The following is a 19,675-nucleotide window of genomic DNA, read 5'->3' as shown; positions in this document are numbered from 1 at the left end:
TCAGGCTGAGATGATGTCTTCAACTGAAGAGCTTCTGAAGCGTCTCGGTGTCTCCATTGACGCCGGGACGCTTCGTCTTGCTCTCACACACCGTTCCTACGCCTACGAAAACGGCGGAATCCCCACCAACGAGCGGCTCGAATTCCTGGGTGACTCCATCCTGGGCTTCTCCGTGACGGATGCCCTGTACCGGGACAATCCCTCCCTGCCCGAAGGTGACCTTGCCAAGCGGCGGTCCGCCGTCGTCAGCACCCGCGCCCTTGCAGGCATCGGCCGAAGCCTTGGCATCGGCGACTACATTTACCTGGGCCAGGGCGAAAAGCTCACGGAGGGCAAGAACAAGGCCTCCATCCTCGCGGACACCATGGAAGCGCTGATCGGTGCCACCTACGTCTCCAACGACATCGAAACGGCCCGCCAGCTGGTCATGCGGCTGATTGGCCCGCTCCTGAAGGACGCAGCCGCCCTCGGCGCCGGGACAGACTGGAAAACCAGCATCCAGGAACTGGCGGCCAGCAGGCAGCTCGGCAGCATCCACTACGCAGTTGAAGGATCCGGGCCGGACCACGCCCGCACGTTTACGGCCGTCCTGGAGATCGGCGGCAGCGCCTACGGCAAGGGCTCCGGCCACTCCAAGAAGGAAGCGGAGCAGGAAGCCGCAGCGGACGCCTGGCGCGTGCTCTCGGGAGCTCCCCGTGCAGCGGCCGCGGATGACTCCGCGGACTCCGCTGCGACCTACTAGGCTGACCCGTGCCGGAACTCCCGGAAGTGGAAGTGGTCCGCCGTGGACTGGTGAGCTGGGTCCGCGGACGCACGATCACAGCGGTTGACGTCCTGGACCCCCGGTCCATCCGCCGCCATGCCCTGGGTACGGAAGACTTTGCCGGAAACCTGGAAGGGGCCACCGTAGCGGATGTCGTCCGCCGCGGAAAGTTTCTCTGGATGCCGCTTCGGGACGGAACGGAGACTTCCCCCACGCCCGCGGCTCCCGCCGTCGCCCTCATGGCCCACCTTGGCATGAGCGGCCAGTTGCTGATGCAGGACGCCACGGCCGCGGACGAAAAGCACCTCAAAGTCAGGCTCCGGCTGAGTCCTCGCGACGGCATGCCCGAACAGCTCCGGTTTGTGGACCAGCGGATCTTTGGCGGACTCTTCGTCACCGCCCTGGTTCCCACGGACGACGGCGGCCCCGGCGGCCTCGCTGAGTCCCCCCTTCCGCTGATCGCCGAAGAGGCATCCCACATCGCCCGAGACCCCCTCGATCCGGCCTTTTCCTTCGACAATTTCTACAGCCGGCTCCGGAAACGCAAGACGGGCCTCAAGCGCGCCCTGCTGGACCAGGGGCTGGTTTCGGGGATCGGCAACATCTACGCCGACGAAGCCCTGTGGCGGGCAAAACTGCATTACGCCCGGCCCACCGACAAGCTGCGGCGGGCCGACGCGGCGCAGCTGGTGAGCAGCGCCCGTGACGTCATGCTGGACGCGCTGGCGGCCGGCGGGACCAGCTTCGATTCGCTGTACGTCAATGTCAACGGTGCCTCCGGCTACTTCGACCGCTCCCTTAACGCCTACGGGCGGGAAGGCCAGCCCTGCGGCCGCTGCGCCGCCGTCGGAATCAATTCCCCGATCCGCAGGGAGCAGTTCATGAACCGCTCCTCCTACACCTGCCCTGTCTGCCAGCCGCGACCCCGGAACGGGCGCTGGTAGCGGGCAGCCAAAGTCTGCGGATTCTGCGGTTCCGCAATGTGGGTTCCATTGACAGACTGGGGCCATAAGAAGCGGCGGACCGCCTTGAGGCGGCTGCCACGCCCCAGCCCATCAGCAGGAACCAGGCAGCCCTTGTACCTTTCGATGTCGGACCGCACCGGCGGCCAGAAGGACTCCCCAACAGAGATGCCGGCTGCCGCCGCCACGGCGTTCCGGCTGTCTCCGGTCATCATCTGGCTGGGAATCGTCAGCATGATGACGGATATCTCGTCAGAATCGGTGGCAGCCATCCTGCCGCTTTACGTGACCGGATTCCTGGGACTGTCCACCATCGCTTTCGGAATCATCGACGGCATTAACCAGGGCGCCAGCGCCATCGTGCGGATTGCCGCAGGATGGGTATCGGACCGCACAGGGCAGCCCAAGCGCATAGCGGTGGCCGGGTACGGCCTCTCCATGGTGGCCAGGATCGGGTTCCTGTTCGCGGGCGGATTCTGGACCATAGCCGGAATCGTCACCGGCGACAGGATCGGAAAAGGCATCCGTACGGCTCCCCGCGATGCACTGATCTCCGAAGCGGCGCAGCCGGAGCACCTGGCAAGATCGTTCGGGGTCCACCGCATGCTGGACAGTGTGGGTGCCGCTACCGGGCCACTGCTGGCGTTCCTGGTGCTGGTGCTGATCCCCAACGGCTTCAGCACGGTGTTCATCGTTTCTCTGGCCTTCTCAGTCATCGGCGTTGCCGTGCTGGTACTGCTCGTCCCCGGCCGCAGGCGCGGTCCCGCCGGCCCAGCCAGTGCAGCGGGCCGTCCGCGTTTCCAGTGGTCCCGTTTGCGCTGGCGCACGCTGAAGGAGCAGGGCCTGGCCCGGCTCGTGCTGACTGCCGGGCTCCTGGGCCTGCTGACAATTGGTGACGGGTTCATTTACCTGATCCTCCATGACCGGGGTTCCTTTGCAGTCCAGTGGTTCCCGCTGCTCTATGTGGGAACCAATGTTGTTTTCCTCCTGTTCGCCATTCCGCTGGGAAAGCTGGCGGACCGGTGGGGACGGATCCCCGTTTTCCTGGGCGGCCACCTGGCCCTGCTGGCCTGCTACGTCCTCGCGGCCCTGCCTTTCGGCGGCCTGGGTGCCACCATGGGTTGCCTGCTCCTGCTCGGAGTTTTCTACGCAGCGACCGACGGTGTCCTCGCTGCCATGGTCAGCCAGTTGAGCCGGGCGGAGAACCTGGCGACGGCGCTTGGCACCGCGCAGACCGTCGTGGCCCTGAGCCGGATGGCGGCAGCCGCCGGGTTCGGGGTTTTGTGGTACCTGGTCGGGCCTGTGACTGCTGTGCTGTGCGTGGCCGGCCTGCTGGCGGCAGCTCTCGCAGCGGGTACGGTCCTGCTTGGCGGGGCCCGCCGACGGGTGGCCGCACCGTGAGCCGGGGAAAGGGGCCACAGCCGGCTCAGGGGCCGCCGAAGCCTGCAGGCAACGGATCCGTGGCCACGCTCCCCGCGCGCGAGGCGGTTCCTGCTGATGCTCCGCCGGCCGCAGCCTTGCCGGAATCCGGCATGCGGCGGCGGTGGCTCATCCTGCTGGCAATTGTCGTGCTGGTGGCTGCGGGCGCGTCCGTGTTCACCGTTTCAGCGTTCCAGGCGGCCAAAACCAGCCAGCAAGCGGGCTCGCCCGTTGCCACCGTCGCGGCGGAAGGGCTGCCGGCTGCCCCCTTTGTGATGTTCCGGAACACGGCTCCCGGGCAGGGCTTCGGGCAGGCGGCAACCGTCCTGCTGGCCGACCCAACAGGCCAGCGGGCGCTCAGCGGCCACAGCTGTGACCGCGTGTATGCGGTGATGAACCTGGTGAGCTGCCTGAGTACCAGGAATGAGATCCCCACCAAATTTGAGGCCACTGTTTACGACGGCTCACTGGACCCGGTCGAATCGTGGGCCCTGGGAGGCATTCCCAGCCGTACCCGGATCAGCGCCGACGGGTCCCTGCTGGCAAGCACAGTGTTTGTGTCCGGGCACTCGTACGCCGCCGCAGGGTTTTCCACGGAGACCGTCATCCGCGGCCGGGACGGCACCGTGCACGGGAACCTCGAGGAGTTCGCCCTTCTTTCCGGCGGAACCCAGATCAAGGCCTCGGACCGCAATATCTGGGGCGTGACCTTCGTCCCGGGCCAGCCGGACGCGTTCTATGCCACAGCCTCATCCCAAGGCAAGATCTGGCTCGTGCGGGGAAGCCTGCAGGACAAGACTCTGACGGTGACCGCTCCAGGGATCGAGTGTCCGTCGGTCTCTCCGGACGGAACCCGGATCGCCTACAAGAAGAGCGTTTCCGGTACGCTCGTGGGCCACCGCAACATTGCGGTGCTGGACATCGCCTCCGGAACGGAAACGGTCCTCGCCGAACAACGAAATATTGACGACCAGTTGGAGTGGCTCGACGCCAGTACAGTGGTCTACGGCGTTCCGCGGGATGAGTCCGGCCAGGACAGCGACATCTGGTCCCTGGCCATCGATCCGGCGGCGCAGCCCTCGCTCTTCATCGAACATGCCTGGTCTCCGGCGGTGGTGCGGCAGTAGCCGTCACGGCCGGGAACTGCTGCAAATCCGTGGAAACCCGCAGTGACGCAGTAGATTTGGGGCAGCAGAGCAGCCGCTTCAGCCACTCAGGAGACCAGAAACACCTTGCACCTTAAAAGCCTTACCGTCCGGGGGTTCAAGTCGTTCGCGTCAGCCACCACCTTCGACTTTGAACCCGGAGTCACCGCAGTGGTGGGGCCGAACGGTTCCGGAAAGTCCAACGTGGTGGACGCGCTCTCCTGGGTCATGGGCGAGCAGGGAGCAAAAACGCTGCGCGGCGGCAAAATGGAAGACGTCATTTTCGCCGGGACCTCCGGGCGGCCCCCGCTGGGGCGGGCCCACGTGTCCCTGACCATCGACAACGCTGACGGGGCACTCCCGATCGAGTACAGCGAGATCACCATCTCGCGGACCCTCTTCCGCACCGGGGGTTCCGAATACGCCATTAATGGTGCCAGCTGCCGGCTGCTCGATATCCAGGAGCTGCTTTCCGATTCCGGCCTGGGCCGGGAGATGCACGTGATCGTCGGCCAGGGCCAGCTGGACAAGGTCCTGCACGCCACCCCGGAAGACCGCCGCGGCTTCATCGAAGAGGCGGCAGGGATCCTGAAACACCGCCGCCGCAAGGAAAAGACCGTCCGCAAGCTGGAAGCGATGCAGGCCAACCTCCAGCGCCTGAGCGACCTCACCGGCGAGATCCGGCGGCAGCTCACCCCGCTGGGCAAGCAGGCCGATGTGGCCCGCCGCGCCCAGCGCGTCCAGTTCGACGTCCGCGACGCACGTGCGCGGCTGCTCGCCGATGACCTGGTCCGGCACCAGGCAGCCCTCGACCAGGACGTGGCGGATGAGGAGGCGCTGAAGGCCCGCCGCAGCGTCGTCGGGAAGGAACTGGAATCCGGGCGCAGGAAACAGGCCGCCATGGAGCAGCTGGCAGCCGAGGCCACCCCGCTCCTCAACGCGGCGCAGGACACCTGGTACAGGCTGTCCGCAGCGCGGGAACGGCTCCGTTCCCTGGGCTCGCTGGCCCAGGAACGCGGCCGCCTGCTGGGAGCGGTGGACGCTGAGCCGTACTCCGGGCGGGATCCTGAACAGCTCGAACGGCAGGCTGCCCGGGTCCGGGACGAACTGACGGAACTTGACCGCCACATCCTGGACAGGCGCAGCGCCCTGGAGTCAGCGACTGCCGCCAAGACCGGGGCTGAACACGAAGCGGCAATCGAGGACAAGCGGCTGACCGCCGTCCTCCGTGCCGCTGCGGACCGGCGCGAAGGCCTGGCCCGGCTCGCCGGCCAGGTTGGCGCCGCACGGTCGCGGGTGGAATCCGCCCAGGCGGAGCTGGGCAGGCTCCGTGAGTCGCTCGCCGCGGGGCAGGAACGCCGCCGGCAGGCCCAGTCGGAGTTCACCGCTTTGGAGACACAGGTGGCGGGGGTCGAGGAAGGCGAGGAGAGCCTCGACGCCGACTATGAGGATGCCAGCGCCGAACTCGACGCCGTCCGTGACGAGATCTCCGCCCTCACTGCCGCCGGCGCAGAGGCGGTCCGCGAACGCGACGCCCTGGCCGCCCGGCGGGATGCGCTCGAACTCGGACTCAACCGTAAGGACGGCACGGCGCATGCGCTCAACGCCGGGCTGGACGGCGTCGTTGGCACCCTGGCATCGGACCTCACCATAAGCCCCGGGTACGAAACGGCGATTGCCGCCGCCCTCGGCGACGCCTCCGAAGCGATTGTGGTCCGGGACCCGGCGGTGGCTGCCGAGGTCATGCAGTTCCTGAAGGACGACGACGGCGGGCGCGCGTCCCTGCTGCTGGCGTCAGCAGCTGCCGTGCAGGACCCGGGCGTCCCGCTGGGCGAAACGTTGCCGGCGGGTGCGCGCTGGGCCGTCGACCTTGCCTCCGCGGTGGAGGGCACTAGCCCCGCCGTGGCGGCGCTCCTGGCGGGGGTGGCCGTGGTTGAGGATCTGGACAGCGCCGGACAGCTGGTTGCCGACAGGCCGGACCTGACGGCGGTGACCCGGGCCGGGGACGTCTTCACGGCGCTGACGGTCACCGGCGGCTCGGCGAAGGCACCGTCCCTGCTGGAGGTGCAGGCCGCCGTCGACGACGCCGGGACGCGGCTCGCCGCTGTCACCGCGGACCTGGAACGGAACAGGTTCGCACTGGCCAGCGCCGAAGCCCGGCGCACCGAAGCACAGGCGAGGGCCGAGGCCGCCCTGGACCGCCTGCACGAATCCGACGCCCGGCTCGCCGCGGTCGCCGAGCGGCTGGGCCACCTGAATTCCGTCCTGCGCAGCGCCGTGGGGGAGAGCGACAGGCTTGCCGCCTCCCTCGCCAAGGCCGAAACCAACGTGGCCAACGAGGAACAAGCGCTCGCAGCCATCACGGAACGGCTGGCCGCGGCGCAGCAGGCACCGGCCGAAGAGGAACCCTCCACCGAACACCGGGATGCCCTGGCCCTGGCAGCGTCGCAGGCACGCTCGGCGGAGATGGAAGCTCGGCTGTCGCTGCGCAGCACGGAGGAACAGCTGACGGCCACCCGGAACCGGGCACAGTCGCTGGAACGGGCCGCGGCCACTGAACGCAAGGCGCGGGAAGAAGCGGCCGAACGGGCCCGCCGCCGCCGGATCCAGGCCAGGAGGGCCGCCGCGGTGCAGGCAGGCGTGGAGCTGGCCCTGCGTTTCATCGATGTGTCCGTGGAGCTGGCCAGGCATGAACGCGACCTCGCCGAAGAGAACCGCGAACAGCGCGACGGCGCCCTGCTGGAGATCAGGACCGCCAACGACGCCTTCGCCCGCGAGCTTGCAGAACTGACGGATTCGGTCCACCGGGACGAGCTTGCGCGTGCGCAGCAGCGGGCGCGGATCGAAGCCCTCGAAACACGCTCCATCGAGGAGCTCGGCATTACCCCGGACCTGCTGGTGGCTGACTTCGGACCGGACGTTCCTGTGCCTGTCCCTGCAGATGAAACCCAGGACAAATGGGCAGCCCTCCGGGCACCTGTTGATGACACCGGCGCTCCGGTCGTGGAAGGCAAACCCTTTGTCCGGGAGGAGCAGGAGAAACGCCTCCGAAAGGCCGAAAGGGACTTGTCCGCCCTGGGAAAGGTCAACCCGCTGGCACTGGAGGAATTCGCCGCGCTGGAAGAACGGCACCAGTTCCTCAGCACCCAGCTGGAGGACCTCAAGTCCAGCCGCAAGGACCTGCTGGACATCATCAAGGAAGTGGACGACCGTGTCCAGCGGGTCTTCGCCGAAGCCTTTGACGACACCCAGGCCCAGTTCGTCCGCGTCTTCGCCCGCCTCTTTCCCGGCGGCGAGGGCCGCCTGGTCCTGACAGACCCCTCAGACATGCTCACCACCGGCATCGAGGTGGAGGCGCGTCCGGCCGGCAAGAAGATCAAGCGGCTCTCGCTGCTCTCCGGCGGCGAACGGTCCCTGACCGCCGTCGCCCTGCTGGTGGCCATCTTCAAAGCACGGCCCTCGCCGTTCTACGTGATGGACGAGGTCGAGGCGGCCCTTGACGACACCAACCTGGGCAGGCTCATCACCATCTTCGAGGAACTCCGCGAGTCCAGCCAGCTGATCGTGATCACGCACCAAAAGCGGACCATGGAAGTGGCTGATGCGCTGTACGGCGTCACCATGCGCGGCGACGGCGTCTCCACCGTCATCAGCCAGCGACTGGGTGCCGAGGTGTAGCGTTCCCGCACGTGGGAGCCGGATGCGCAGAACAACAGCGTGAAACGTTGTGAGAAGCTAGGGGAGTGAATGACATCCTCCCCATTATTCTGTCCATAGTTGCTGCCCTGGCGGTTATTGGTGGGTTGATCCCGGTCCTGCTGAAGGCGCGGAAGAACATCACCCAGTACCCGGGCACCCGCGACGCCAATGATCCGGTAACTCCGCAAGGCGGGGGAACGCTGCTGGAGGACGCCCCCGTGGCGCCGGCGGAGCGTACCGGCCCTGCCGGCGTCGACGTCGACGGGCTGGAAACAACCGATGTCCCCGATAACGCGGCGGGCCTTGAAACCATCCAGGTGGAGACCCCGCTTCCCGTTGCCGGCCGGCTGACCCGCCTGCGCGAACGCCTGGTCCGGTCGAACAACATTCTTGGCAAGGGCCTGCTGGCCCTCCTCTCCAGCGACAAGATCGACGAGAACGTCTGGGACGAAGTCGAGGAAACACTCCTCCTGGCAGACCTCGGAACCGAACCCACCATGCAGCTGGTGGACGCATTGCGCGAACGCGTCAAGGTCCTCGGCACGCGGACTCCGGAGCAGGTCAAGGCCCTGCTGCGAGAAGAACTCATCAAACTGGTGGATCCCACCATGGACCGCAGCCTGAACACCACCCGCCATGCGGACAAGCCGGCCGTCGTGATGGTGGTTGGGGTCAACGGCGTCGGCAAAACCACCACGGTGGGTAAGCTCGCCCGCGTGCTCGTTGCGGAAGACAAAGACGTGCTGCTGGGTGCGGCGGATACCTTCCGCGCTGCGGCCGCGGAGCAGCTGGCCACCTGGGGCCAGCGGGTGGGAGTCCCCACCGTGAAGTCCGACGTCGACGGCGCCGACCCCGCGTCCGTCGCCTATGAGGCGGTCAAGGCAGGCATCGACCAGGAGGTCGACGTTGTGATGATTGACACCGCCGGGCGCCTGCAGAACAAAGTGGGCCTGATGGACGAGCTAGGCAAGGTCAAGCGCGTCATCGAAAAGCTCGCCGAGGTTGATGAAGTGCTCCTGGTCCTGGATGCCACCACCGGACAGAACGGACTCAACCAGGCACGGGTCTTCTCCGAGGTGGTCAACATCACCGGCATCGTCCTGACCAAGCTGGACGGCACTGCCAAGGGCGGGATCGTCGTCGCCATCCAGAAATCGCTCGGTGTGCCCGTCAAGCTCATCGGCCTGGGCGAGGGCGCCGACGACCTCGCCCCCTTCGAGGCCGAGGGATTCGTGGACGCGCTGCTGAACTGACACTGGGTTGTCCATCGAGGGGTGGGATCCCGCCGCGGGCTATTGCGGCGGGATCCCACCCTCGATGCGTTTAAGCGGTTCACGCGTGACGGACCAGCTGGCCGCTGCCACGACCAGGATGGCGCCCGTGACGCCGAACGCCCAGCCGTAGCCCAGCCGGTCGGCGAGCACACCGGCCAGGATGGGCCCCGCAATGGCACCAATGTCGGCTGTCATCTGGTAGACGGCCAGGACCTTGCCGCCGGAGCGGCCGGAGCCGATCACGTCCGCGACCGCGGCCTGCTGCGCCGGCCCCAGCAGACCGGAACCGATGCCGGCCAGAGTGGAGGCCAGCAGGAACCAGCCCAGTTCGTGCGTGAAGCCAATGGCGGCAGTGGCCACGCCGGTGACGAGCAGGCCTGTCACCATCATGGGCTTGCGGCCCAGTGAATCGGCGAGACGGCCGGAGACAGTCAGTGCCGCCGCGTTGCCCGCGGCGAACACTGCCAGCGCAAGGCCCGCCGCCTCCGGCCCCGCGCCGAGGGCCGCCACAGCAAACAGCGGAACCGTCGCCATCCTGACGCCAAACGTTGCCCACCCGTTCGCAAAGCTTGAGACGAGCGCCGACCGGTAGGCTCCGACGCCAAGGGCATCTGCCAGCCGCATGTCGGGATTCCGCCCCTGCCCGTGGCCGGCCTCCCTGCGCTCGTGGCTGAGCTGTGTCTGGACGACGGCGGCGGCGACCACCAGCGCCGCGGCGTAGGCGAGGAAAGGCACCCGAAGGCCAAAGCCTGCGAGCAGGCCGCCGACGATCGGGCCGCAGACATTCCCGACCAGGAACGCCGAGGCGTAGGCGCCGGACACCCGGCCCCGGCTCTCCGGCGGCGCCAGGCGGATCACCAGTGCCATGGAGGCCACGGTAAACATGACCGAACCGATGCCGCCCAGGCCGCGGAACAGCAGCAGTTGCCAGTAGCCCTGCGCGAAGGCGCAGGCTGCGGTGGACGCCGCCACGATCAGGAGTCCAGCAACATAGACCGGGCGTTCACCCCACCGGGCGATCAGGGCCCCTCCGGCCGGGGCGAAGACCAGGCGCATCAGCGCGAAGATGGCCACGATCACGGCTGCCTCGGTATTGCCGACCCCGAAGGTTGTGGCGAATTGTGGCAACACAGGCGCAACAAGCCCGAATCCGAGGGCAATAAGGAACGCCGCGGCCAGCATCACCTTGATGTCGCGCGGAAGCTTGTCCTGCCCAGGCCGACTCGGGCCCGGGATCCGCGACGTGGCGCCGCTCACAGGGGGTGGAGACGTCATATGGCCGGTGTCCTTGCGCTTTCGGGTACGGGTGGCTTGCGAGAGGGATGAAACATAACCGTAACAAGCCAGATATGCACCATTTACTTCCTAGAGGTTGTTGTAACAAACGCGCAATCTAAATCCTCCGTGGGCGAAACACAGCGCGACCAGACTCTTTATAGGACGCAAAAGGCGTTGGCAGGCGGAGTGATCCGCAGTATCGATCTGAGAGAGGACGTGCACCATGGAACTTACCGCAGGTCACGTATGGCTCATGGTGGCGGCAGCACTCGTGCTGTTTATGACACCGGGCCTGGCATTTTTCTACGGCGGCATGACGCGCGCCAAGGCCGCACTGAACATGATGATGATGAGCTTCATTTCCATCGGCATGGTCGGTGTTGTCTGGGTTCTCTGGGGTGCATCGATGAGCTCCGGCGAAGGATTCCTGCAGATTGTCGGGAACCCGTTCGCAACATTCGGGCTCGAGGGCATCACCACTCCTGACGGCCTCATCAAGGTCGGTTACGCCGCGACCTTCGCCATCATCACGGTCGCCCTGATCAGCGGCGCGATCGCTGACCGCGCCAAGTTCGGCGCCTGGACCGTGTTCGTTCCCGTCTGGGTCACGCTGGTCTATTGCCCGCTTGCCTACATGGTGTGGGGCGGCGGACTCTTCGGTCCCGAAGGCGCCGTGGGCCAGGCGCTTGGCCCGGCCATTGACTTCGCAGGCGGCACCGTGGTGCACATCAACGCCGGCGTGGCAGCCCTGGTACTGGTGCTCATCATCGGCAACCGCCGCGGCTTCGGCAAGGACCCGAACCACCGCCCGCACAACATCCCGTTCGTGATGCTGGGCGCGGCCATCCTGTGGTTCGGCTGGTTCGGCTTCAACGGCGGCGCCGCCACCACCGCTGAGCAGGGCGGCCTGATCTGGGTCAACACGCTCGCGGCCCCGGCAGCAGCAATGCTCGGCTGGCTCATCACCGAACGCATCCGCGACGGCCACCCCACCTCCCTCGGTGCCGCCTCCGGCGTCGTTGCCGGCCTGGTTGCCATCACCCCGGCCTGCGCCAACGTCAGCCCGGTCGGCGCGCTCGGCCTCGGCGTCGTCGCCGGTGTCGCGTCCGCCCTTGCCGTCGGCCTCAAGTTCCGCTGGGGCTTCGATGACTCCCTCGACGTTGTGGGTGTCCACCTCGTGTCAGGCATCATCGGCACCGTCGCACTGGGCTTCATCGCCCTCCCCGCCGACGGCGTGGGCGGCGGCCTCTTCTACGGCGGCGGAGCCACCCAGTTGTGGGCCCAGCTGGCAGCAGCCGGCATCGCCATCGCCTACTCGGCCATCCTGACCGCCATCATTGCCCTCGCCATCCACAAGACCATGGGCTTCCGGGTCTCGGATGAGCAGGAAGTGGTGGGCGTTGACCTGAGCCTGCACGCCGAAACGGCTTACGAGTTCGGCGTCGGCGGCCACGGCGGCAGCTTCCAGCCCCTTCACGAACTGATCACCGGCAAGGGAGCCCCGGAAGAGGGCGCAACCGCCGGCTCCAAGAAGACAGAATCAGCAACAGGCAAGGAAAGCGTGGGGGCATGAAACTGATCACAGCAATCGTCAGGCCGGAGAAGCTCGAATCCATCCGGGAAGGCCTGGAAGCCTATGGTGTCCAGGGCCTGACGGTCAGCGCGGCAAGCGGCTACGGCCGGCAACGCGGATACACGGAGGTGTACCGGGGAGCCGAATACAACGTGGACCTCCTGCCGAAGATCAGGGTTGAGGTGCTGGCTACCGACGAGCAGGCCGACGACATCCTCGACGTCATCATCGCAAGTTCCAACACGGGACGCGCAGGTGACGGCAAGGTCTGGACCATGGATGTCTTCGAAGCAGTCCGGGTCCGTACCGGGGAGCGCGGGGTAGCTGCAATCTAGCCACCCGGCAGATAACCAGAGGCAAAGAGCGGGCAGGAACCTGGAAAGGTTACCTGCCCGCTCTTGTCATCTGCCCCCTTACTCTTCCGGCTCCGACCCGGGCCAGTCCGCAGGACCCGACGACCCGGCGTCGTACTCCTGCAGGGGCGCCGTGCCCCGCGACCATGCCTTGAGGACCGGTTCCACAATCCGCCAGCAGTCCTCGGCAGTGTCCCCGCGGACGGACAGCAGCGGGTCGCCGTTCAGCACGCCCTCCAGCACTTCGCCGTAGGGGAGCAGCTCGGAGGCATTCAGCCCCGCATGAAGGGTTGCCCGGTCAAGGCTGAAAATGTCGCCGGGGCCGTTCACATCGACGTCGAGGTCCAGGGTGTCCGGTCCAAAGCCGATCCGCAGCCGGTTGGGGGCGTCCACGCCCGTGAAACCGACGGGCAGATGGGGCACGGGACGGAACGTCACCACAGCCTCCTTTCGTTTCACGCCCAGGGCCTTGCCGGAGCGCAGGATGAATGGGACGCCCCGCCAGCGCCAATTGTCGATCGACACGGTGACTTCCGCGAGCGTCTCGGTACCGCGGGAAGGGTCGACGCCTTCCTCCTTGACGTAGTCCGGAACCTGCTTGCCGGACAGTTCCCCGGCGGAGTACCTCGCCCGCCGGGTGGACCGTGCGTACGGTGGCTTGACGCTGCTGGCACGCAGCACCGTCGAGACGGCGTCGCGCAGGTCCCGTTCGCCGACGCTGGCCGGCGGTTCGATGGCCATCAGCGCCATGATCTGCAGCAGGTGGCTCTGGATCATGTCCCGCAGGGCTCCCGCGTTGTCGTAGTAGCGCGCCCGCCCCTCCAGCGCCAGGTCCTCGTCAAAGATGATCTCCACTTTCTCCACATGCTCCCGGTTCCAGACCGGTTCCAGGAAGTTGTTGGCAAAGCGCAGGCCCAGGATGTTCAGGACGGTGGCCTTGCCGAGGAAATGGTCCACCCGGTGGATGTGGTCCTCGGGCACCAATGCCGTGAGTGTCCGGTTGAGGGAGCGGGCGGATGCCTCTCCCGAGCCGAACGGCTTCTCCATGACCAGGCGCGTCCCGGCCGGTACCTGGCCAGGCTTGAGGGTTTCACAGGCCCTCTGGCTGACCTGCGGCGGAAGGGCGAAGTAGACGGCGGCCGGCGCGTCCAGCGAAGCCAGCAAGGAGGCAAGCGGCCCGTCCGCCGTGACGTCCAGCTGATGGTAGGAGGTGCCGGCCTCCATGGCCGCCAAAGCCTTCCGTCCGGCGGCGTCAGCGGATTCGGAGGCGGCGGCGAAGGCGTCGTGGACCCGGGCCTGCCACTGTTCCGGAGTCCACGCGTCGGAGCCGGCCCCCACCAGTTTGAGGCCTTCCGCGCGTCCCTTCGCCACCAGCCGGGCGAGCCCGGGAAGCAGCAGCCGGCCCGTGAGATCGCCGGAAGCACCAAGAATGAGCAGGGTTTTTACAGTCGTTAGGCTCGTCACCTAAGCCAGCATGCCATCTTGAAGGTCCGTCTTGGTACCCTAGATAGTCGAGTCCCGTCGCCGAAGCAGTTGGAAACAACAGCCGAGGCGCTGGTGTGCCGCAGGGCCGCCATCCGTCCATCCACTGAAAGAAGTGCACGGCGCGTGTTCAATTCACTCTCTGACCGGTTGACAGCAACCTTCAAGAATCTCCGTGGCAAGGGCCGCCTCACCGAGGCCGATGTCGATGCCACAGTCCGGGAGATCCGCCGCGCCCTGCTGGATGCCGACGTTGCCGTTCCGGTGGTGCGCGAATTCACTGCCCGTGTCCGCGAGCGGGCCCTGGGTGAAGAGGTCTCCGGCGCGCTGAATCCCAGCCAGCAGATCGTCAAGATCGTCAACGACGAACTGGTTGAGATCCTCGGCGGCGAGACCCGCCGGATCCGCCTGGCCAAGACCGGCCCCACCGTCATCATGCTCGCCGGCCTCCAGGGTGCAGGTAAAACCACCCTTGCCGGCAAGCTCGCCAAATGGCTTAAGGCTCAGGGCCACAGCCCCATCCTGGTCGCCTGCGACCTCCAGCGGCCCAACGCCGTCACCCAGCTCCAGGTGGTGGGCAAGCGTGCCGGCGTCCCGGTCTTCGCACCCCACCCCGGCGCCACGCACGAGCTTGAGCACCCCGCCGGCGATCCCGTGGCCGTGGCCCGCGCCGGTGTCGAGGAAGCCCGCCAGAAGCTCCACGATGTGGTGATCGTTGACACCGCCGGCCGCCTGGGCGTCGACGCCGACATGATGGAACAGGCGCGGCAGATCCGCCGGGCCATCGTTCCCAACGAAGTGCTGTTCGTGATCGACTCCATGATCGGCCAGGACGCCGTGAACACGGCGGTCGCGTTCGATGAGGGTGTCAACTTCACCGGCATCGTGCTCTCCAAGCTCGACGGCGACGCCCGCGGCGGTGCCGCCCTCTCCGTCGCGTCGGTCACCGGCAAGCCGGTCATGTTCGCCTCCACCGGCGAGGGCGTGGACGACTTTGAGCTGTTCCACCCGGACCGGATGGCGTCCCGCATCCTGGACATGGGCGACGTCCTCACCCTGATCGAGCAGGCTGAAAAGAACTGGGACAAGGATGAAGCGGCCCGGATGGCGAAGAAATTCGCCGACCAGGAAGACTTCACCCTGGATGACTTCCTGGCGCAGATGCAGCAGATCCGCAACATGGGCTCCATGAAGAAAATGCTGATGATGATGCCCGGAGCGCAGAACATCCGCCAGCAGCTGGAGCAGTTCGATGAGCGGGAGATCGACCGCGTCGAGGCAATCGTCCGGTCCATGACGCCGCACGAACGCGTTGCCCCCAAGATCATCAACGGCTCCCGCCGGGCACGCATTGCCCGCGGCTCCGGCGTGCACGTCTCAGAAGTCAACGGGCTGCTGGAACGCTTCGCCCAGGCCCAGAAGATGATGAAGAAGATGGCCCAGGGCGGCGGCATGCCCGGTATGCCGGGTATGCCGGGAATGGGTGGCCCCGGCGGCGGCGCACGCAAGGGCGCCAAGAACGCCCCAAAGAAGAAGGCCCGTTCCGGCAACCCGGCCAAGGCAGCCCAGGAGCTCAGGGACGCCGAGGCCCGGCGCGCCGGAGCAGCGAAGGCGCTCCCCACGGGCGCGGCGTTCGGCCAGCAGGCCGGCGACTTCGATCCTTCGCAGCTCAACCTGCCCAAGGGCTTCGACAAGTTCCTCGGCAAATAACCACGTCCCCCAACTGGGTCGCGCGAAGTGTCGGCGCGGGCGGCCTAAACGACACTTGGCGCTACGTGGTTCGGATGCGGGGGCCGTGGAATAGGGTTGGGTCATGTTCAAGCAGAGGGTAGTGTTCGTGCACGGCGCCGGAAGCTTCGGCTCGGCTGCCTGGCCCCGGCAGCACGGCATGGCCCTGGCCTACGACGCCCTGTTCCTGCGGCGCCACGGCTTCGATCCTGTGGCTGAACCGGTGGAATCGTCCTTCGCCGAGGACACAGCGATCGTCCTGAGGTCCCTTGCCGATGACGGCCGGGGAGCGGCCGGTGGCCACATTGTGGCGCATTCCCAGGGCGCGATCTCGGCGATGATGGCCGCCGTCGAGCGCCCGGACCTGGTGTATTCGCTGACGCTGGTGGAGCCGGCCTGCCTGTCCCTGACGGCGGAGCTGCCGGCGACGGCGGCGCACCGGGAACTCATGCAGCCGCTCTTTGATGTCCGCCACCAACTGGGTGATGAGGACTTCCAGCGGGAGTTTATCCGCCGCGTCTACGCGGCGGACCTCGAGGAGCCGGCCACACAGGAGGAAAAAAGGTCGGCGCGGCGGCTCCGGCTTCAGGCTCCCTCCTGGGAAGCGCCGCTGCAGATCGTTCCCGGTGTCCCCACCCTGGTCCTGACCGGCGGCTGGGAACCCCTTTACGAAGAGATCGCCGGGTACCTCAGGGAAACAGGCGCCCTGCACCGCCACGCCGCGGGAGGCCACCGCCCCCAGGATTCCCCCGAAGGCGACCGCTACATCCGTTCGTTCATAGCCGACGTCAGCCGGCGGCGGCAGCTCAGGGCGTCCTGACCCGAATGCTTTGTTCAGGTGCATCCGTCCGGCCAGCCCCCAAATGCCGGCCGGACAGAGCCTCAAGCCCGCTAGCGGCGGGCGGCTTCGGGTACCTCCAGGTCAGGCAGGTAGACCTTTCCGCCTGCCGCGAGGAACTCCTCGCTCTTTTCGCGCATCCCGGCCGCCATTTCCGCCAGGGCAGCCTGTGATTCCGCTGATCCATACTCATCCCGGATGTCCTGGCTGATCCGCATGGAGCAGAATTTCGGGCCGCACATGGAGCAGAAGTGGGCCGTCTTCGCCGGCTCGGCCGGCAGTGTCTCGTCGTGGAACGCTTCCGCGGTCACCGGGTCCAGGGACAGTGCGAACTGGTCCCGCCAGCGGAACTCGAACCGGGCCTTGGAGAGGGCGTCGTCGCGTTCATGCGCGCCGGGGTGGCCCTTGGCAAGGTCGGCTGCGTGGGCTGCGATCTTGTAGGTGATCACACCGGTTTTCACATCGTCCTTGTTCGGCAGGCCGAGGTGTTCCTTGGGCGTGACGTAGCAGAGCATGGCGGTGCCGTAGCGCGCGATTTCCGTGGCGCCGATGGCCGAGGTGATGTGGTCGTAGCCAGGTGCTATGTCCGTCACCAGCGGCCCGAGCGTGTAGAAGGGGGCTCCCTTGCACAGCTCCTGCTGGCGTTCCACGTTCTCGCGGACCAGGTGGAACGGCACGTGGCCCGGGCCTTCCACCATGACCTGCACATCGAATTCCCAGGCCCGCTGGGTCAGTTCAGCGAGAGTGTCCAGTTCGGCGAACTGGGCGGCGTCGTTCGCGTCTGCCGTGGCACCCGGCCGCAGTCCGTCGCCGAGCGAGAACGCGACGTCGTACTTGGCGAAGATTTCGCACAGCTCGTCGAAGTGCGTGTACAGGAAGTTCTCCTGGTGGTGGGCCAGGCACCAGCCGGCCATGATGGAGCCGCCCCGGGAGACGATGCCGGTCACGCGGTTGGCCGTCAGCGGCACATAACGCAGCAGGACGCCGGCGTGGATGGTCATGTAGTCCACGCCCTGCTCGCACTGCTCAATCACGGTGTCGCGGAAGATTTCCCACGTCAGCTTGTTGGCCTCGCCGTTGACCTTCTCCAGCGCCTGGTAGATGGGCACGGTGCCGATGGGCACGGGGGAGTTGCGGATGATCCATTCACGGGTGGTGTGGATGTCATCCCCCGTGGACAGGTCCATCACTGTATCGGCGCCCCACTGGGTGGCCCACTGGAGTTTGTCCACTTCCTCGGCGATGGAGCTGGTCACGGCCGAGTTGCCGATGTTGGCGTTGATCTTCACCAGGAAGGCCTTGCCGATGATCATCGGCTCGGATTCCGGGTGGTTGATGTTGTTGGGGATGATCGCACGTCCCGCGGCCACTTCGCTGCGGACCAGCTCCACGTCGCAGTTTTCGCGGAGGGCGACGAACTGCATTTCGGGGGTGATGACCCCGTGCTTCGCGTAGTGCATCTGGGTGACGGTCCGGCCTTCGACGGCGCGGCGGGGCACCGGCTGTGCGCCCTTCCACTCCGCCGACGCAGCGCCTCGGCGCACGGCCGACTTGCCGTCGTCGAGCAGGTTCCGTTCCCGGCCGCTGTAGGGCTCCGTATCGCCGCGGGCCTCGATCCACTCGGAGCGGAACGGGTTAAGGCCCACCACCGGATCGCTGCCCGGGCCGGCGGTGCGGTAGGTCCGGAAAGGACCGTTCGCCTCGCCGTTGGGCGACGGCTCCAGCGCGATCTCGGTGACCGGCACCCGGATCCCGGTGGCTTCATCGTTGATGAAAGCCAGCGAGTGGGACTTCAGCGACTGGGTTTCAGAGGCGGCCGCCGCATTTTGGGCAGGGATCAGCTGTGTTTCTTGTGTACTCAATGAATACTCACTTCCTTCGCCGGCATTACCCGGACAGGTTCAACGGTCGCAGGCTGCGTCAGCCCGATCTCAGCCCCTGCAAGGGCTCCCGTGTGGTCTAGATGAAGCTACCACAGGTCCGGGCGGGGCGTCCCTGCCGCGACCGCACCGTCGTCAGCGGATTAGGCTGGTGCCATGGCCGGAATCATCGAATTCAGCGGAACTGTGCTCACCGGACCCAACGAGGAACGGCAGGGGCTGTGGTCCGTCGACGGCCGCCTCACGTTCCACCGGCCCGCCGCCGCACCGGATGTTGTGCTCGACGGCTGGGTCCTCCCCGGGTTCGTTGATGCCCACTGCCACATCGGCCTGGGACCCGGCGGCGCCGTGCCGGATGGGGTGGCCGAAGAACAGGCCCGCACCGACCGGGACGCCGGCACCCTCCTGGTCCGCGACGCCGGTGCGGCGAGCGATACGCGCTGGCTGCAGCAGCGCCACGACATGCCCCGGCTCATCCGCGCGGGGCGGCACATTGCCCGTTCCCGGCGCTACCTGAGGGACTTCGCCGTCGAGGTGGAGCCTGATGGCCTGGTGGAGGCGGTGCGCAAGCAGGCGCGGGCCGGCGACGGCTGGGTCAAGCTGGTGGGGGACTGGATCGACCGCGGCGCCGGCGACCTCGCTCCGTCGTTTCCCGACGGCGTCGTTCGTGATGCCGTGCAGGCGGCGCACGACGAGGGCGTCCGCGTGACCGCCCACTGCTTCGCCGAAGACACCCTGGACCAGATGCTTGACGCCGGCATCGACTGCATCGAGCACGCCACCGGACTGCTTCCCCGCCACCTTCCGCGGCTCGCCGGGCAGGGCGTGCCCATTGTGCCGACCCTGATCAACATCGACACTTTCCCCGACATCGCCCGCCAGGCCGAAGCCAAATTCCCGCGGTACGCCGCCCACATGCGTGCGCTGTGGGAGCGCAGGGCCGGACGGGTGCTGGAAGCGTTTGAGGCCGGCGTAACGATCTATGCGGGGACCGACGCCGGCAGCGTCATCCGGCACGGACGGATCGCCGACGAAATCCTGGCGCTGCACCGGGCAGGCCTGCCTCCGGCGGCGGCGCTGGACTCAGCCTGCTGGGGCGCGCGGAGCTGGCTCGGCGCTGACGGGATCTCCGAAGGCGCCAGCGCTGACGTGGTGGTCTGCCGGTACGACCCGCGGGAGGTGCTTACAACCGTCGCCTCGCTCAGGAACGTTGTGCTGCGCGGAGAACTGATCCGCTGACGGTTGAAGATCACACCGGCGCCACTGGGAATAAATTGAAGC

14 protein-coding genes and 1 riboswitch are annotated in these 19,675 nt (G+C 67.0%); of the genes, 11 read left to right on the top strand and 3 right to left on the bottom strand.

All coding sequences use genetic code 11. The annotated features are described in order from the left end of the window. Positions 1-13: 13 nt before the first annotated feature. From rnc to ftsY, 6 genes are all read left to right on the top strand, one after another. Positions 14-742, top strand: a complete 729-nt coding sequence (gene rnc, locus ABV518_RS00180) for a ribonuclease III (protein WP_367764825.1) — start codon at positions 14-16, stop codon at positions 740-742. A gap of 8 nt (positions 743-750) precedes the next feature. Beyond that, positions 751-1,707 (top strand): bifunctional DNA-formamidopyrimidine glycosylase/DNA-(apurinic or apyrimidinic site) lyase, encoded by a 957-nt coding sequence (gene mutM / locus ABV518_RS00175; RefSeq protein WP_367764824.1) that lies wholly within the window; start codon positions 751-753, stop codon positions 1,705-1,707. Between the two features lie 132 nt (positions 1,708-1,839). Continuing rightward, the gene (locus ABV518_RS00170; RefSeq protein WP_367764823.1) at positions 1,840-3,126 is read left to right on the top strand and encodes an MFS transporter; all 1,287 of its coding nucleotides are present in this window, start codon (positions 1,840-1,842) and stop codon (positions 3,124-3,126) included. A gap of 59 nt (positions 3,127-3,185) precedes the next feature. After that, positions 3,186-4,271: a hypothetical protein gene (locus ABV518_RS00165; RefSeq protein WP_367764822.1), complete on the top strand. Its 1,086-nt coding sequence runs from the start codon at positions 3,186-3,188 to the stop codon at positions 4,269-4,271. 105 nt (positions 4,272-4,376) lie between these two features. Then, the gene (gene smc, locus ABV518_RS00160; RefSeq protein WP_367764821.1) at positions 4,377-7,967 is read left to right on the top strand and encodes a chromosome segregation protein SMC; all 3,591 of its coding nucleotides are present in this window, start codon (positions 4,377-4,379) and stop codon (positions 7,965-7,967) included. A 65-nt stretch (positions 7,968-8,032) separates the two neighbouring features. Then, positions 8,033-9,241: a signal recognition particle-docking protein FtsY gene (gene ftsY, locus ABV518_RS00155; RefSeq protein WP_367764820.1), complete on the top strand. Its 1,209-nt coding sequence runs from the start codon at positions 8,033-8,035 to the stop codon at positions 9,239-9,241. Between the two features lie 39 nt (positions 9,242-9,280). Here the strand turns inward: ftsY and ABV518_RS00150 are convergent, their stop codons facing one another. Next, positions 9,281-10,537, bottom strand: coding sequence for an MFS transporter (locus ABV518_RS00150; protein ID WP_367764819.1), 1,257 nt, complete (start codon positions 10,535-10,537; stop codon positions 9,281-9,283). 226 nt (positions 10,538-10,763) lie between these two features. Here ABV518_RS00150 and ABV518_RS00145 point away from each other — a divergent pair, with 226 nt between their 5' ends. Together ABV518_RS00145 and ABV518_RS00140 are read left to right on the top strand one after the other, a co-directional pair. After that, entirely contained in the window at positions 10,764-12,113 is a 1,350-nt protein-coding gene (locus ABV518_RS00145) for an ammonium transporter (protein ID WP_367764818.1), read from the top strand. Continuing rightward, positions 12,110-12,448, top strand: a complete 339-nt coding sequence (locus ABV518_RS00140; RefSeq protein ID WP_131131786.1) for a P-II family nitrogen regulator — start codon at positions 12,110-12,112, stop codon at positions 12,446-12,448. Before ABV518_RS00145 ends, ABV518_RS00140 begins: the two co-directional genes overlap by 4 nt. 78 nt (positions 12,449-12,526) lie before the next feature. Here ABV518_RS00140 and ABV518_RS00135 read toward each other — a convergent pair whose 3' ends face one another. Continuing rightward, positions 12,527-13,930: a glucose-6-phosphate dehydrogenase gene (locus ABV518_RS00135; protein WP_367764816.1), complete on the bottom strand. Its 1,404-nt coding sequence runs from the start codon at positions 13,928-13,930 to the stop codon at positions 12,527-12,529. A 144-nt stretch (positions 13,931-14,074) separates the two neighbouring features. Between ABV518_RS00135 and ffh the strand changes: the two genes are divergently transcribed. Further along, positions 14,075-15,658: a signal recognition particle protein gene (gene ffh / locus ABV518_RS00130; RefSeq protein WP_367764815.1), complete on the top strand. Its 1,584-nt coding sequence runs from the start codon at positions 14,075-14,077 to the stop codon at positions 15,656-15,658. Positions 15,659-15,761: 103 nt separating this feature from the next. Then, positions 15,762-16,496: an alpha/beta fold hydrolase gene (locus ABV518_RS00125; RefSeq protein ID WP_367764814.1), complete on the top strand. Its 735-nt coding sequence runs from the start codon at positions 15,762-15,764 to the stop codon at positions 16,494-16,496. Between the two features lie 71 nt (positions 16,497-16,567). Here the strand turns inward: ABV518_RS00125 and thiC are convergent, their stop codons facing one another. Then, a complete protein-coding gene (thiC, locus tag ABV518_RS00120) occupies positions 16,568-18,376 on the bottom strand; it encodes a phosphomethylpyrimidine synthase ThiC (RefSeq protein ID WP_367764813.1) in 1,809 nt (602 codons plus the stop codon). Beyond that, positions 18,371-18,478, bottom strand: a riboswitch (TPP riboswitch). It overlaps the preceding gene by 6 nt. 72 nt (positions 18,479-18,550) lie before the next feature. Here thiC and ABV518_RS00115 point away from each other — a divergent pair. Beyond that, entirely contained in the window at positions 18,551-19,633 is a 1,083-nt protein-coding gene (locus ABV518_RS00115; RefSeq protein ID WP_367764811.1) for an amidohydrolase family protein, read from the top strand. Positions 19,634-19,675: the final 42 nt, after the last annotated feature.

The sequence above is a fragment of the Arthrobacter sp. HS15c genome (assembly GCF_040812005.1).
In the GTDB taxonomy this organism is placed as follows: Bacteria; Actinomycetota; Actinomycetes; order Actinomycetales; family Micrococcaceae; genus Arthrobacter.
The sequence above is the reverse complement of the archived record's forward strand: the minus strand, read 5'-3'. Positions and strand labels throughout refer to the sequence as shown.

Coding starts and splice junctions, on each gene's coding strand:
- ABV518_RS00115 (WP_367764811.1), top strand. CDS start 18,551: ATGGCCGGAATCATCGAATTCAGCGGAACTGTGCTCACCGGACCCAAC.
- ABV518_RS00140 (WP_131131786.1), top strand. CDS start 12,110: ATGAAACTGATCACAGCAATCGTCAGGCCGGAGAAGCTCGAATCCATC.
- ABV518_RS00150 (WP_367764819.1), bottom strand. CDS start 10,537: ATGACGTCTCCACCCCCTGTGAGCGGCGCCACGTCGCGGATCCCGGGC.
- ABV518_RS00145 (WP_367764818.1), top strand. CDS start 10,764: ATGGAACTTACCGCAGGTCACGTATGGCTCATGGTGGCGGCAGCACTC.
- rnc (WP_367764825.1), top strand. CDS start 14: ATGTCTTCAACTGAAGAGCTTCTGAAGCGTCTCGGTGTCTCCATTGAC.
- ABV518_RS00125 (WP_367764814.1), top strand. CDS start 15,762: ATGTTCAAGCAGAGGGTAGTGTTCGTGCACGGCGCCGGAAGCTTCGGC.